The 15,045-nt window shown below is 60.0% G+C and carries 14 protein-coding genes; 3 read left to right on the top strand and 11 right to left on the bottom strand.

Going from position 1 to position 15,045, the window contains the following annotated elements:
* Window positions 1–3 precede the first annotated feature (3 nt).
* From AC1DMK_RS21485 to AC1DMK_RS21445, 9 genes are all read right to left on the bottom strand, one after another.
* Window positions 4–735 (bottom strand): nucleotidyltransferase family protein, encoded by a 732-nt coding sequence (locus AC1DMK_RS21485; RefSeq protein ID WP_037064544.1) that lies wholly within the window; start codon window positions 733–735, stop codon window positions 4–6.
* A gap of 13 nt (window positions 736–748) precedes the next feature.
* Window positions 749–2,266, bottom strand: coding sequence for a tRNA (adenosine(37)-N6)-threonylcarbamoyltransferase complex ATPase subunit type 1 TsaE (gene tsaE, locus AC1DMK_RS21480; protein ID WP_477861829.1), 1,518 nt, complete (start codon window positions 2,264–2,266; stop codon window positions 749–751).
* Window positions 2,263–4,848, bottom strand: coding sequence for a PAS domain-containing sensor histidine kinase (locus AC1DMK_RS21475; protein ID WP_477861827.1), 2,586 nt, complete (start codon window positions 4,846–4,848; stop codon window positions 2,263–2,265). The genes tsaE and AC1DMK_RS21475 overlap by 4 nt, the downstream gene beginning before the upstream one ends.
* Window positions 4,849–5,051: 203 nt before the next feature.
* Entirely contained in the window at window positions 5,052–6,452 is a 1,401-nt protein-coding gene (ahcY, locus tag AC1DMK_RS21470) for an adenosylhomocysteinase (protein WP_037064537.1), read from the bottom strand.
* A gap of 173 nt (window positions 6,453–6,625) precedes the next feature.
* Window positions 6,626–6,904, bottom strand: coding sequence for an HPr family phosphocarrier protein (locus AC1DMK_RS21465; RefSeq protein ID WP_477861825.1), 279 nt, complete (start codon window positions 6,902–6,904; stop codon window positions 6,626–6,628).
* 14 nt (window positions 6,905–6,918) lie between these two features.
* Window positions 6,919–7,320: a PTS sugar transporter subunit IIA gene (locus AC1DMK_RS21460; RefSeq protein WP_037064533.1), complete on the bottom strand. Its 402-nt coding sequence runs from the start codon at window positions 7,318–7,320 to the stop codon at window positions 6,919–6,921.
* Between the two features lie 153 nt (window positions 7,321–7,473).
* Entirely contained in the window at window positions 7,474–7,926 is a 453-nt protein-coding gene (locus tag AC1DMK_RS21455; RefSeq protein WP_477861822.1) for an HPr kinase/phosphorylase, read from the bottom strand.
* On the bottom strand, window positions 7,923–9,713 hold the full coding sequence (locus AC1DMK_RS21450; protein WP_037064701.1) for a sensor histidine kinase: 1,791 nt from the start codon (window positions 9,711–9,713) through the stop codon (window positions 7,923–7,925). Before AC1DMK_RS21450 ends, AC1DMK_RS21455 begins: the two co-directional genes overlap by 4 nt.
* A 79-nt stretch (window positions 9,714–9,792) precedes the next feature.
* Window positions 9,793–10,521, bottom strand: a complete 729-nt coding sequence (locus AC1DMK_RS21445; RefSeq protein ID WP_196246785.1) for a response regulator transcription factor — start codon at window positions 10,519–10,521, stop codon at window positions 9,793–9,795.
* Window positions 10,522–10,865: 344 nt separating this feature from the next.
* Here AC1DMK_RS21445 and AC1DMK_RS21440 point away from each other — a divergent pair, with 344 nt between their 5' ends.
* The 3 genes from AC1DMK_RS21440 (at window position 10,866) to AC1DMK_RS21430 (ending at window position 13,623) form a co-directional block, all read left to right on the top strand.
* Entirely contained in the window at window positions 10,866–12,476 is a 1,611-nt protein-coding gene (locus AC1DMK_RS21440; RefSeq protein ID WP_477861820.1) for a phosphoenolpyruvate carboxykinase, read from the top strand.
* 96 nt (window positions 12,477–12,572) lie between these two features.
* Window positions 12,573–13,010, top strand: coding sequence for an alternative ribosome rescue aminoacyl-tRNA hydrolase ArfB (gene arfB / locus AC1DMK_RS21435; protein ID WP_477861818.1), 438 nt, complete (start codon window positions 12,573–12,575; stop codon window positions 13,008–13,010).
* A gap of 1 nt (window position 13,011) precedes the next feature.
* Complete coding sequence (locus tag AC1DMK_RS21430; protein WP_477861816.1) at window positions 13,012–13,623, top strand: alpha-ketoglutarate-dependent dioxygenase AlkB; 612 nt, start codon at window positions 13,012–13,014, stop codon at window positions 13,621–13,623.
* Between the two features lie 98 nt (window positions 13,624–13,721).
* Here AC1DMK_RS21430 and coaA read toward each other — a convergent pair whose 3' ends face one another.
* Window positions 13,722–14,717, bottom strand: coding sequence for a type I pantothenate kinase (gene coaA / locus AC1DMK_RS21425; protein ID WP_037064516.1), 996 nt, complete (start codon window positions 14,715–14,717; stop codon window positions 13,722–13,724).
* Window positions 14,714–15,037 carry a phosphoribosyl-ATP diphosphatase gene (locus AC1DMK_RS21420; RefSeq protein ID WP_477861814.1) on the bottom strand — a complete coding sequence of 108 codons (324 nt, stop codon included), beginning with the start codon at window positions 15,035–15,037 and terminating at the stop codon, window positions 14,714–14,716. The genes coaA and AC1DMK_RS21420 overlap by 4 nt, the downstream gene beginning before the upstream one ends.
* Window positions 15,038–15,045: the final 8 nt, after the last annotated feature.

Below are 15,045 nucleotides of genomic sequence, written 5' to 3'. Positions count from 1 at the left end.
GGCTTACGCGAACGTCCGGTATCGCCGGATCGTTTCCTCCGCCTCATCGATTGCCTCGGGAGTGCCGACCGTTAGCCAATGTCCTTCGAGCATCATGCCGTAGAGCCGCCGGCGCGCAATCGCTTTGTCGAAATAGAGGTTGAGGTTGAACGCTTCGTCGGGAGCATCATCGAGGAACGACGTGTTCATCGCAATCGCGCCGGCGTAGACGACAGGATTGGGCCCTTGATCGCGATAGCGGCTGAGCCTGCCGTCGGCGGCAAGGTTGAAATCGTTTTTGCCGTTATGGCCGGTCGTATCCTCGAGCTTCACGCACAACATCGCCATGTCCATATGCTCGGGGTCGAAGAATCCAGCTAAACGACGGAGGTTGCTCGGTCGATCGGCTGGCTCTCCGATCCAGAAGAGGTCGGCGTTCGTGACGAAGACATTGCCGCGATCAAGCAGCTTCAGACCCTTTGCCAAGCCGCCGCCGTTGTTCATCAGCCGGTCGCGCTCGTCGGAAACGATGAGCTCGAGTTCGGTGTAGCAACTCAGATGTGCCAGCATCTGCTCGGCAAGATAGTGGACGTTCACCACCGCCTTCTCGACACCGGCCTCGGCAAGCGAATCCAATGCGTAGTCGATCATCGGCTTGCCGTCGATCTTCACCAACGGCTTCGGGATCGTATCGGTGATCGGGCGCATACGGGTGCCGAGGCCGGCAGCCAGCACCATGGCTTGCTTGATCGTCATTTCATTCCGGAACTTATGATTCGCTCGCAACTATACCAGTTCTTACGCACCAGTCGCGCAAGGGGGCAAGCGTTTCGTGCTGCAGGGCGACGTCGAGATAGGCCAGCGTGCGCGGCATGTGCTTCATGTAGTCGGGCTTGCCGTCGCGCTGCATCAGCCGCACCCACAGGCCGGCGAGTTTGCAATTGCGCTGCGCCGACATGATGGCCCAGCTCTTGAGGAACGTTCCTTCGTCAAATCCGTCTTGGGCCCGGCGCAACGACAGATAGTCGTCCATGAGCTGCCGGAAAAGCGTCGGCTCTATGGTAACGCGGGCATCTTGTGCGATCGAGGCGAGATCGTAGGCGGTGGGGCCGATCATCGCATCCTGGAAATCGATCAAGCCGACGCGCTTGACACCGGTTTCGTCGTCACGCCAGATGATGTTCGGGGAATGGAAGTCGCGCAGCAGCAGGTTCTTTTCAGCTGCACCGAGTTCGTCGATCAGTTGATCCCAGATCGCCAGATACTCGTCGCGTTCGGCCTCGCTCGCCGGTGCGCCTGCGCGTTTCCAGGGGAGGTGCCAGTCCAGAACGAGGCGCGCCTCCATCTTCATTGCTGTGCGGTCGAAATCGGGGATGTGGTGGATGTGCGTCTCGGTGACGCTGATGTCCTGCGGTATCGTCAGCGAATGAAGATGTGCCAGGCAGGCGACACTCGCCCGGTAGCGCTCGGCGATAGGTCTGCCGTCTTGATCGAGAACGCCGTCGCAGCCGAGATCCTCCAGGAGCAGGATGCCCTGTTCGTAATCGACCTTGTAGATTTCCGGCGTCGCAAATCCCTGCTGGTGGAGCGCATTGGCGATGGCGACGAAGGGATAGGCGTTTTCCGCAAGGTGCGCGACCTTCGGATAGGGCTTGCCGTCCAGAACCGGAGGCCCCTCGGCAAGCGGGGGCCAATCCATCAGGATCCGGCGAACACCATCGGCAGGATAGACCGCCTCGTAGGCACGCAGGGAGGCATCTCCTGTCAGGAACCGGCGCCGGGCGCCGGCAAGACCGGCCCCGTCCAGAAATTCGCGAATGGCGAGCACGCGGCGAATGCGCGCCGCCTGTTTTTCGGGGGCTGCGATCGTGGCGCGGCGTCCGGCGCCTTCGTGCTCCAGTCTGAGCTTGATCCTGTCGCCCGGCAGTTCTGTCTCTGCCATCTCAGGCCATTCGACCAGGCATATACCGTTTTGCAGGGCCTCGTCGAAGCCAAGTTCGGTCAATTCTGCCGCATCGCCGAGGCGGTAGAGATCGAAATGGAAGACCGGAATGCGCAAATCGTAAGATTGCACGAGCGTAAAGGTGGGGCTCGGCACCTCCAACTCGGCGTCATCGGCGAGTGCCCGCAGGAAGGCCCGGGCGAGTGCGGACTTTCCGGCGCCGAGATCGCCTGATAGCGCCAGGCAGTCGCCTGTCTCGAGCGCCAGCGCCAGATCCTCGCCGAGCCGGATCGTCGCCGCCTCATCGACGAGGAAAAGGGAGATGGCAGGGCTGCCGGTCGTCATTCGGCGGCGGCGATGGAGGATGGCAGGTCGGCGGATGGAATGCGGCAGACGACCGTCGTTCCCTTGCCGGGCTGGCTGTCGATTGTAACCTGGCCATTATGCAGGTTGACGAAGCTGTCGACAATCGAGAGTCCGAGGCCTGCGCCACCGCGCTTGCCGCTCTTTGCGCCGGTGGCGAAGCGATCGAAGACGTTGCTGATCATCGCCTGCGAAATGCCCGGACCGCGATCGCTGACGGAGAAGACGAAATCCGTTCCCTCGCGATCGCACCGCAGCGATATTGCGGCGCCCTCCGGGGAGAAGTTCGCGGCGTTCGACAGCAGCTTGACCAGAATCTGCTTCAGCCGCTGCGGGTCCGCGATGATCGATCCGAGACGCGCCGGTGCGGTGATCTCCAGCGATACGCCGCTGTCCTGCAGGCGATCGGCGATCTGTATGGAGACGTCGTCGAGCAGGTCGCCAAGGTCGATTTCCGAATAGTTGAGCCGCATGATGCCGGCATCGACGGTCGCCAGATCAAGAATGTCGTTCACCAGTGTCAGGAGCACCGACGAAGAGGTCGAGATATGATCGATATACTCGGCCTGGCGTTCGTTGAGCTCGCCAAGTCCGGGCGTGCGCAGGAGATCAGTGAAGCCGATGATGTTGGTGAGCGGCGAGCGCAGTTCGTAGGAGACATGCTGGACGAAATCGTTCTTCAGCTCGTCGGCCTTGCGCAGGGCTTCGTTCTTCTCTGTCAGCGCCCGTTCGGCTCTGACGCTGTCTGTCATGTTGACGAAGGTCAACATGGTCTGGGCGTTCGGCAGCGGAATGATCGCATAGTCGAGCACGAGACCGGAGAACAGCTCAAGCGTTCCCTGACTGGAACGGCGTTCGTCATCGAAGCTGGTGATCGATTCGGCAAACGTCTTCCAGCCATCTGGCCGGTCGTAGGACGGTGCGCAGGCTTCGCCGAGCGCACGAATATGGGTGCCGGGCTTTGCCTCGGCTTCGGTAATGCCCCACAGCGCCCGGAAGGCGGGGTTCGAAAGACGAATGCGTCCGTCTGGCCCGAACACCGAAACGCCTTCGGAGAGGTGGTCGATGGTCTCGCCCTGCACCTTGAGCAAGGTGTTGTAGCGGGTCTCGAGATCGACCTGTTCCGTCAGGTTCTCAAAGACCCAGGTGGCGCCGCCCTGCGGATGGGCGGTTGCGAAGACCCGCAGCGTCTGTCCGTTCGGCAGGTGCCAGAGATCGGATTGGGTGTCGAGGGCGCGGTAGACCGAAAGTGCGGTGTCTTTCCAGGATTTCCAGTTCAACTGGTCCGGCAGCTTCTTGGCGGCGCGCAGGCGTTCCAACAGCTCGGCATTGTCCGGCCTGCTTTCGAGGAACGCGATATCGAGCTGCCAGAGCGAAACGAAGGCCTGATTGTAGAATTGAAGGCGGCGATCGCCGTCGAAGATCGCGACCGGTGTCGCCAGATGATCGAGCGTTTCGGCATGGCTCTTCAGCGTGCGTTCCAGCTCGGCTCGCACGGCCTCGATGCCGGAGACATCGACGGCGATGCCTGCCGAACCGCTCGCAACCTTCACGTCGACAACGTCGAAGAAGGTGCGGTTGCCTTGGACGACGGTCGAGATCTTGTCATGGAACGGCAATTCCGGTGTCGCCGTCGCGCGAATGCGTTCGCGGGCAATGGTGGTCAGCAGTTCGCGGCCTTCCTCGATAGCCTCGCCCGGCGATGCGGCATCCACTGCATCGCCATAGGCGTGATTGACCCAGGTCAACCGGCCGTCGGTGTCGCGCTGCCATGCCGGCAAATCGATGGAATCAAGGAGACCCTGGAAAGCCGAAATCGAGGCAAGCAACCGGTCGCGCTCGATCTTCAGTTCGGCAAGTTCGGCGCGCAGGTTGTTGAGCGCAACGAAACGGACGAACGCACGGCCGCCGGACACGCGGCCCTGCGCCTCGAGAATTTCGTCCCGGTGCGTCTCGACCACCATGTCGAAGCTATGGGCCGATTCACGCAGGCGATCGATCGCCCGTTCGAGTTCGGATGCAGAGCGCGGCCTGAGCCACAGCCCGAAAGCAAGGAATTCGTTGTCCTGGGGAGCACCTGTTTCCGGCGGCAACTGGCCAAGCAGCTCCGGGCGCTCGTCGCCGTCCCATATCACGATACGCCGGTTCTTGTCGGCGATCAGGGCTTCGTATTGCGAAATGCGCTGCTGTGCGTCGGAAAGCGCGGACCGGATATTGCGGCTTTCGTTTTCGAGGTTTCCGCGCTGACGTACCACCCAGAGTGTCGAAAGCAGTGCCGCCGAAATTACGCCGATGATGACGGAAAGACTGACGACCTGCGAGGATGTGAAAAGATGCGCGGAAGCCGCGGCTTCCGATTCCACCTGCGCGAAGACCGGCCGGGCTAGCGACGCAATGGCCGTACCGGCAGCAAAGGTCCCCGCGATGCGAGCCAACACCCCAAGCCTCGGCGTCGAAGCCGTGGGCGCTTCGATAGATTTCCTGTCGCCTGAAAGCAACGGGCAAGGGGCGGCGCGAACGCCATCCTTTGCCTGTTCAATCAGGCTGTGCATCGTTTCCGACATGCCCGGTATGTCTCCGTCCTTTAATGTGCCGCATCACGACAAGACATCCCATTTTCGAAGCAAACGGACGCGTCCGTGGCAACGAATCGAGTGCTAAAACAATACTTCGGAAGGGATTCGGCGGGAAGGTGTGTGTCAAAAAATAAGGGCGCGGCATTTGTCAATGCTGCGCCCTCTAGATGTTGTGGATATCGGCTGCCCGATTAATATCTGTAGTGGTCAGCCTTGAACGGGCCCTGCGGCGTAACGCCGATATACGCGGCCTGTTCTTCGGAAAGCTGCGTCAGTTTCACGCCGAGCTTGTCGAGGTGCAGGCGCGCGACCTTCTCGTCGAGGTGCTTGGGCAGGATGTAGACTTGATTCTGGTATTGGTCGGGCTTGGTGAAAAGCTCGATCTGGGCCAGCGTCTGGTTCGTGAACGAAGCCGACATGACGAAGGAAGGGTGACCCGTCGCGTTGCCGAGGTTCAGCAGGCGGCCCTCGGAAAGAAGGATGATGCGGTTGCCCTTCGGGAACTCGATCAGATCGACCTGCGGCTTGACATTCGTCCACTTCAGGTTGCGAAGCGCGGCGACTTCGATCTCGTTGTCGAAGTGACCGATGTTGCCGACGATCGCCATGTCCTTCATCGCACGCATATGGTCGATGCGGATCACGTCCTTGTTGCCTGTGGTGGTGATGAAGATATCCGCCGAGGAAACAACGTCTTCAAGCAGAACGACTTCGTAGCCGTCCATCGCAGCCTGCAGCGCGCAGATCGGATCGGCTTCCGTAACCTTGACGCGGGCGCCGGCACCGGAAAGCGAAGCGGCAGAACCCTTGCCGACATCGCCGTAACCGCAGACGACAGCAACCTTGCCGGCCATCATGACGTCCGTGCCGCGGCGGATGCCGTCGACCAGAGATTCCTTGCAGCCGTACTTGTTGTCGAACTTCGATTTGGTGACCGAATCGTTGACGTTGATCGCCGGGAAAGGCAGCAGGCCCTTCTGGCTGAGCTGATACAGGCGGTTCACGCCGGTGGTGGTTTCTTCAGTCACGCCCTTGATGGCATCGCGCTGCTTGGTGAACCAGCCCGGCGAAGCGGCCAGCCGCTTCTTGATCTGCGCGAAGAGGATTTCTTCTTCTTCCGAATGCGGGTTGGAGAGCACGTCCTCGCCGGCTTCGGCGCGGGCGCCGAGCAGGATGTACATCGTCGCGTCGCCACCATCATCGAGAATCATGTTGGAAACGCCGCCATCGGCCCACTGGAAAATCTTGTCGGTATAAACCCAGTAATCCTCAAGCGTTTCACCCTTGATCGCGAAGACCGGAACGCCGGAAGCGGCAATTGCCGCAGCCGCGTGGTCCTGCGTCGAGAAGATGTTGCACGAAGCCCAGCGGACTTCCGCGCCGAGGGCGACCAGCGTCTCGATGAGAACGGCCGTCTGGATCGTCATGTGCAGCGAGCCGGTGATGCGCGCGCCCTTGAGCGGCTTTGCTTGCCCGAATTCGGCGCGGCAGGACATCAGGCCCGGCATTTCAGTCTCGGCTATGGTGATTTCCTTGCGGCCGAAGTCCGCAAGACCGATATCGGCGACGACATAATCTTTTTCAGTGCTCATTGGGTTCTCCAGGGCTGAAAGGCGTCTCAGAAAAGCGAAGGCGCGAAGAGGCTCGCACCCGCAAAAACGTCCGCGCGCAAACGCGGCTATGCCCGCCGTTTAGCAGGCTTCCGTGACGAAGGCAATAATGATATAAAGAAGTCTTTATATGTTTATATGATCCGCTCGGGGAATCACATCTCTTCGCCGAACTTGTTCTGGATCAGCTCATCGAGTGCTTGCAGCGCCTGCGTGGCTTGATTTCCGCTGGCGGAGATGACGACGCTTGAGCCTGGGCTCGCGGCCAACATCATCAATCCCATGATCGAGTTGCCGCCGACCGTCATGCCATCCTTTGAGACGGTGATCGCTGCGTCGAAGGTCTCGACCGTTTGCACGAATTTCGCCGAAGCACGGGCATGCAGTCCGCGCTTGTTGATGATGAGAATTTCACGAGAGAGCGAGGAGGTCATGAGAGGTTGGCTCGTTATTTGCCGCTCAGAACGCGACTGGCGACGTTGATGTACTTTCGGCCGGCCTCGGACGCTTCGACGAGCGCCTTCTCCATGTTGTTTTCGCCGCGCACGCCTGCAAGCTTGATGAGCATCGGCAGGTTCATGCCGGCGATGACTTCCGTATGGCCGCTGCTCATCACCGAGATCGCGAGATTGGAGGGCGTGCCGCCAAACATATCGGTCAGGATAACCACGCCATGACCATCGTCTGCACTTGCCACCGCTTCGAGAATATCCTGCCGCCTCTGATCCATGTCGTCCTCAGGACCGATACAGACCGTTTCGATGAATTTCTGAGGACCGACAACGTGTTCGACCGCATGACGAAACTCTTCAGCCAGCTTGCCATGCGTGACAAGCACAAGTCCGATCATGATACTACTGCTCCTCGTGGCGTATGCAAACGGCGGATCGAATATCGCAATGCAGCAATCTCGTCCACCGTGGGGGCACATCTTGGCGATGAAAAGCCGAAGTGCAAGACAAAAATACGACTTTATGGCTCAGATTTGCTGATTTCGCAGGCATTATCGTCCGATATCGGGCACCCTTGCCATTAATACAGCCAGTGGCAGCGGTGTGTTAGCCAGCAACCGAACGGCCGGCAGATCAATGTGATCGGCAATCACGGCTCGCTCGCCGTCCGGTGGAACGCGATCCTGGCCTGACGCGCTGCCGGGAAGGATCGCATAGTGCATCGGGGCTTCGGCGACGTGCGGCACGCGAATGATCCCGGTGCCCCGCAGTTCGATCAGGCCTGCGGTGGAGGCCGGGCACTGCGCGATCACGTCATCGTTGCGTTGTGAAATGAGAACCTGATCGTCTGCGACCAGCATGGAGACAATGCCCATGCGATTGCCTTCGCTGACGCATGTAAATGCAAGCATCGACTTTCCCCATCCCGAAGGGCCGAGGAACAGCAGTCCGGTCTTGCCGACCACAATGGCAGTCGCATGAATATTTGAAGCCCCGGTCGTCATGCTACGGAATCGGCAGGCAGGGCGAGAGTGAAGCGAGCGCCGATGACCTTTTCGGTCTCCGGATCAATGATGTTTTCGGCCCGCAGCGAACCGCCGTGCGCTTCGGCGATCTGGCGGCTGATCGACAGGCCGAGGCCTGAATTCTGGCCGAAGCCCTCGGCTTCGGGGCGGTCGGTATAGAACCGCTCGAAGATCCGATCGATATTCTCAGCCTGAATGCCCGGACCGTTGTCTTCGACATAAACGATACAGCGCGAGCGGGTCCGCACCAGCCTTACGGTGATCTTGCCGTCCTGATCGGAGACGAAGGAGCGGGCGTTCTCGATCAGATTGGTGATGATCTGGCCGATGCGCAGGTCGTGGCCTTTGACGACGAAACGCGTCTTCACGCCCGGCTTGCGCTCGATGGCGAATTCGATCTGCACTTCCTTCTTGCGGCTGCGGATCTGCCGCGAAATCTCGACAAGATCGCGTAGCAGCACCTCGAGATCCACCGAGCCGGCATCGACGCGAGCGAGTTCCGCATCGAGACGCGAGGCGTCGGAAATGTCGCTGATGAGGCGGTCGAGGCGCCGAACATCGTGCTGGATGACGTCCATGAGACGCTTCTTGGAATCGTCCGACTTGGCAAGCGGCAGCGTTTCGACGGCGCTACGCAGCGAGGTCAGCGGGTTCTTCAGCTCGTGGCTGACATCCGCCGCAAAGCTCTCGATCGCGTCGATGCGGTCGTAGAGAGCGGTCGTCATCTCGCGAAGCGCGATGGACAGGTTGCCGATTTCATCCTGCCGGGCCGAGAAATCCGGGATCTCTTCGCGCTCCTTGGCCCCGCGGCGCACGCGGATGGCGGCAGCCGAAAGACGGCGCAAGGGATTGGCAATGGTCGAGGAAAGAACCAGCGACAGAAGAACGTTGACCAGAGTGGCAACCCCGAACACCCGCATGATGGCGAGACGCTCGGCATGCACGATGTTGTCGATGTCGCCGGCCTGCGTGGACAACAGGAGAACACCCAGCACCGCCCGGAATCGCTGGACGGGAACCGCGACCGAAACGATCAGCTCGCCCTTTTCGGTCGTACGCACGACGGCGCCGCGCACGCCGGTCAGCGCGTTCATCACTTCTGGATAGATCGAACCGTCACCGCCCGGCGCCTCCTTGTAGAGCGGCAGGTTGCCAGGTTGCAGGACCTTGTTGAAGATGGTGGTGAACCATTCCCCCCAGGTCTGCTCCTCGTCCTCGACAGGCGGCAGGTCGAACCGCAGAACCTGGCCGCGCGAATAAAGGTGACGCGAATCGAGCAGCAGGTTTGCGTCGGCGTCGAAGATTCGAGCGCGCGTCCTGGTCGGCGAAATCAGCCGGCGAAGCACCGGTGCGACCTTCTCCGGATCGATCGGAAATTCGAGGTCTTCGTCGTTCGGAACAGGCGTGATGCTCTGGCCGGCCTGCAGTTCAAGCAGTTTCTCGGGATCGATCGTGATCGAGTTGGTGTCGACGGATGCGGAGGCGGAGACCGCGCCCGCAATGATTTCGCCTTGCGTCAGCAGGCTCTCGACGCGGGCGTCGATCAGTCCTTCGCGGAACTGGTTGAGGTAAAGAATGCCGCCGACGAGAACAACCAGCGCAGCAAGATTGAAAAACAGGATGCGGCGCGTGAGGCTCGAAAAGACGGCATTGCCGAAGATCCGGCGGATGATCGTAAACGGATGGGACCAACGTCGTCCCCTGACGCGGCGGCCGCTGAGGCCCTCCACGTCATCAAGATCCCTTTCCTGCACCAACTGTGCCAACGACATGCCCTTTCGGAGAGCGGACCGCTTGCGCGGCCCTCAGCTCTCGGCAATTCTCACGTGCCGCGCCGCTCGGGCATCAGGCTGCTTCGCGGAAGCGGTATCCCACTCCGTAGAGCGTTTCAATCATATCAAAGTCGTTGTCGACCATCTTGAACTTCTTGCGAAGCCGCTTGATGTGGCTGTCGATCGTGCGATCGTCGACATAGACCTGTTCATCATAGGCCGCATCCATCAATGCGTCGCGGCTTTTGACGACGCCCGGGCGCTGCGCCAGGGAATGCAGGATCAGGAATTCCGTGACTGTCAGCGTGACGGGCTCGCCCTTCCAGGTGCAGGTGTGCCGCTCCTGGTCCATCACCAGTTGGCCGCGCTCCAGCGAGCGGGCAAGCTGGGCGGCTCCCGGCTTCGGCGCAACGCCGCCGGCCGCTGCCGTCGCCTCGCGGCTAGAGGCACGGCGCAGAACGGCGCGGACGCGCTCGACCAGGAGCCTCTGCGAGAAAGGCTTGGTGATGAAGTCGTCGGCCCCCATCTTCAAGCCGAAAAGCTCGTCGATTTCCTCGTCCTTGGAGGTCAGGAAAATCACCGGCATGTCGGATTTCTGGCGCAGGCGTCGCAGCAGTTCCATCCCGTCCATTCGCGGCATCTTGATGTCGAAGATGGCAAGCTGCGGCGGGCGCGCGAGAAGACCGTCGAGGGCCGATGCGCCGTCCGTGTATGTCTCGACCTTATATCCTTCAGCCTCAAGCGCAATCGACACTGAGGTTAGGATGTTGCGGTCGTCGTCAACGAGCGCGATTGTCGCCATGGTATTCGTCTCCGTCATCTATGCGCGTCTCCAAGGAATATAGAACTGTCCCCCAGGCGGCCTTTCTGAACCGGATGCGCTTATGGGGATAAAGGTGGAACAAATTGTGGCAAAGATAAAGGGGACGATTGTTGCAAAGTTTTGATGGCAACCACTGGCTGTGCGACAAAGTGATCCGGCCCCCGTTAATTCAAACGATTTAAAATAATCGCAATCAATTTAAATCGATTAAATATTTGATATTACTACATTTTATCGATTTTCGGCTATTGCGTTTTAAAAATCCAACCCGTACGGTCGCGTTCAGTTCTTAATGGCACGAGCCTCAAGGGAAGGGAAATACCATGGTGTTGTTCGGACTCCACAACCCGGCGGTAGAGCTGGCGACGACAGGTTTGGCGGGTGCAAAGAGCGTCCGCTATAACTTTACCGCCGCTTCTCTGTATGAAGAGTCGATTCGCCGGGGTGAGGCCGAACTCACCGCTCATGGAGCACTGCGGGCCTTGACGGGCCAGCACACCGGCCGGTCGCCGCGCGACAAGTTCGTCGTCCGCGATGAAAATACCGAAGGTCAGATCTGGTGGGATAACAACAAGCCGATGTCGCCGGAGCATTTTGCGCTGCTGAAGCAGGACATGCTGGCGCATGCGGCTGGAAAGGAACTGTTCGTGCAGGACCTGATCGGCGGTGCGGACGCGGCTAACGCCTTGCCGACCCGCGTTGTAACCGAACTCGCCTGGCATTCGCTGTTCATCCGCAATCTTCTGATCCGTCCGCAACGTTCCGCGCTCGAAACCTTCGTTCCCAAGCTGACGATCATCGACCTGCCGAGCTTCAAGGCCGACCCCGAGCGCTATGGCTGCCGCACTGAAACCGTGATCGCCTGCGACCTGACGAACGGCGAAGTCCTGATCGCTGGAACGTCTTATGCCGGCGAGATGAAGAAGTCGGTCTTCACCGTGCTCAACTACCTTTTGCCGGCCAAGGGCGTCATGCCGATGCACTGCTCGGCGAATGTCGGTCCGGATGGCGACGCGGCTGTCTTCTTCGGACTTTCCGGCACCGGCAAGACGACGCTGTCGGCCGATCCGGCTCGCACGCTGATCGGCGATGACGAGCACGGCTGGGGCGAAAACGGCATCTTCAATTTCGAAGGCGGTTGCTACGCCAAGACGATCCGCCTGTCGGCAGAAGCCGAGCCTGAAATCTACGCCACCACCCAGCGTTTCGGCACGGTTCTCGAAAACGTCGTCCTGAACGACCTGCGTGAACCGGACTTCAATGATGGATCGCTGACGGAAAACACCCGATGTGCTTACCCCCTGGATTTCATTCCGAACGCTTCTGAAACGGGCCTGGCGGGCCACCCAAAGACGATCATTATGCTGACGGCAGACGCCTTCGGTGTGATGCCGCCGATTGCCAAGCTTTCTCCGGATCAGGCGATGTACCACTTTCTCTCGGGCTACACCGCAAAGGTTGCCGGAACGGAGAAGGGCGTCACCGAGCCGGAAGCGACCTTCTCGACCTGCTTCGGCGCACCGTTCATGCCGCGCCATCCGTCTGAATACGGCAATCTGCTGAAGGATCTCATTGGCCGCCACGGTGTGGAGTGCTGGCTGGTCAACACCGGCTGGACGGGCGGCGCCTACGGCACCGGTAAGCGCATGCCGATCAAGGCAACGCGCGCACTTCTTGCAGCAGCGCTCTGCGGAGAGCTCGGCAAGGTCGAGTTCCGCACGGATCCGAACTTCGGCTTCGCTATACCCGTGGCGGTTCAGGCCGTCGAAAGCGGCATCCTCGATCCACGGTCCACATGGCAGGATGCCGTCGCCTACGACGCGCAGGCTGCAAAGCTCGTGGCCATGTTCATCGAGAACTTCGCCAAGTTCGAAGATCATGTCGATGGCGGGGTGCGCGATGCGGCCCCGGGTTTTCAGATCGCTGCTGAGTAATAGAGCAAAGCATTGATGATTCACGTGAAACCCCGGCGTTTTTTCGCCGGGTTTTTGCGTGTTTCCAAGCAGGCGGCAATGTGAGATAGAAATCGCATGGCCAGCGACCCGCTCTATATCGACGACAGGATCACCATCGCCGGATGGGAACTGACAGAACAATTCGTTCTGGCAGGCGGCCCCGGCGGGCAGAACGTCAACAAGGTATCGACCGCGGTCCAGCTCTTCTTCAACGTTGTGAACTCGCCGGCGCTCAACGAACGGGTCAAGGCCAATGCCGTAAAGCTTGCCGGCAGGCGCCTCTCCAAGGAAGGCGTGCTGATGATCGAGGCAAGCCGTTTCCGCAGCCAGGAACGCAATCGCGAGGATGCGCGCGAACGGCTGAAGGAAATGATTCTCGAGGCAGCAAAGCCGCCACCGCCGCCGCGCAGGAAGACGAAGCCGACGAAAGGCTCTGTCGAACGGCGGCTGAAAGCGAAGTCCGGCCGTTCCGAGGTCAAGAAGATGCGGGGGCGTCCGCCGGGCGCAGAGTAAGATGCCGCAGTTGCCGAACGGCGTTCGCCATAATCCCGAATATCTCAGCCGTTCGCGTCAGGAAGCGCTGGTCGCTGCGATCCGGGCGATCGTTGCCGATGCGCCCCTCTTCGTGCCTGTCATGCCTGGAACCGGCAAGCCGATGTCCGTCCGGATGACGAATTGCGGACCTCTGGGATGGGTCACGGACAAGGAGCGCGGCTATCGCTATCAGCCGACACATCCGGTAACGGCAAAGCCCTGGCCGGATATGCCGCAGGAGCTGGTGGAGATCTGGAACGACGTCTCCGGCTATCAAAAGCCGCCGCAGGCCTGCCTCGTCAATTTCTATGCGGATGAAGCCCGCATGGGATTGCATCAGGACAAGGACGAAGAGGACCTTGAGGCGCCGGTCGTATCCATCTCGCTCGGCAACGCCTGCCTTTTCCGTGTCGGCGGGTTGGATCGTAGCGACCGGACCCTGTCCTTCAAGCTGTCGAGTGGTGACGTCGTTGTTCTCGGTGCCGAGGGGAGGCTGTGCTTCCACGGTGTGGACCGCATCTACCCGGCAACCTCGACCTTGCTGAAAAACGGCGGTCGCATCAACCTGACGCTCCGCCGTGTAACCCGTTAGAGCATTTCCGCTTTTCTCCGAATCGCGAAAACGCTCTAACCTTTTGTTTTTACGCAATTTCGAACGCAAAACCGCTATGCACTTTTGCTGGAATTGCTCTAGAGCTTTCTGAGCGCAACCTGCTCGGTCAGATGATTCTGGCCCTTGCGCAGGATGAGGTCGGCGCGCGGACGCGTGGGCAGGATATTCTCGCGCAGGTTCTTGAGGTTGATGTTCTCCCAGAGCCCTTCCGCAATCGAAAGCGCTTCTTCCTCGCTGATCGACGCGTAGCGGTGAAAGAACGAGTTCGGATCGCGAAACGCCGTCTCGCGCAGGCGCATGAAACGTGTGACGTACCAGTTGTGAATCCGGCTTTCTTCCGCGTCGATATAAATCGAGAAGTCGAAGAAGTCGGAAACCATCGGCACGATCTTGCCGCCTGCGGGCAGATCGCGCGACTGCAGCACATTGATGCCCTCGAAGATCAAAATATCGGGCCGGTCGATGATCGTGTATTCGTTCGGCAACACGTCGTAGACCAGGTGCGAGTAGGACGGTGCCTTGACGTTCGGCTGCCCCGCCTTGATCGCGGCCAGAAAGCGCAGGATTGCGCCAGTGTCGTAGCTTTCAGGGAAACCCTTTCGCTGCATCAGGTTTTCCCGTTGCAGCACGGCGTTCGGATAGAGAAAGCCATCCGTCGTCACCAGGTCCACCTTGGGGCTGGAAGGCCAGCGGCGCAACAGTTCCTTCAGGATGCGGGCCGTCGTCGACTTGCCAACGGCCACCGAGCCGGCGATCCCGATGACGAAGGGCGTCTTGGCAACATTGGAGAGGCTGAGGAATCGATTGCGCTGCTCGAAAAGCAACTGCGACGATTCCACATGTGCCGACAGCAGCCGTGACAACGACAGATAGATCCGTCGTACCTCGTCGAGGTCGATCGGGTCGCCCATGGAGCGCAGCCGTTTGACTTCGTCCAGTGTCAGCGTCAGCGGCGTATCTGCCCGGAAATGCGCCCACTCCTCCGACGAAAAGAAGTGATACGGCGAGTAGTCGTTCGCCTGGAAGTGGTCGAGCGCCTCAGGTGCGCCATGGATTTGCTTCGCAATGCTCATGGATCTTGCCGACCGGCCTTTTCCTTGATGCCGGATTGCCCGGTCCGGCGTTCGAGTTCGTCCATCACACTGTGCAACGGAATGCCTGCGATCTTCAATACGACCAAGAGATGATAGAGGACGTCGGCCGCCTCGTAGGCGAGATTGTCGCGATCATCGACAACCGCGGCCATCACAACCTCGATCGCTTCCTCTGCGAGTTTCTTCGCTGCTTTCGTTTGTCCGGCGGCGACCAGCTTGGCAGTCCAGGATTCGGTCGCAGGTGCCTTCGAGCGCTCGTCGATGATCTTTTCGAGATCGAAAAGGGTAAATTGGGTCATTGCCTAGC

This window comes from Rhizobium sp. 05L419 (assembly GCF_056397845.1).
This window is presented reverse-complemented; position numbering and strand designations above follow the sequence as displayed.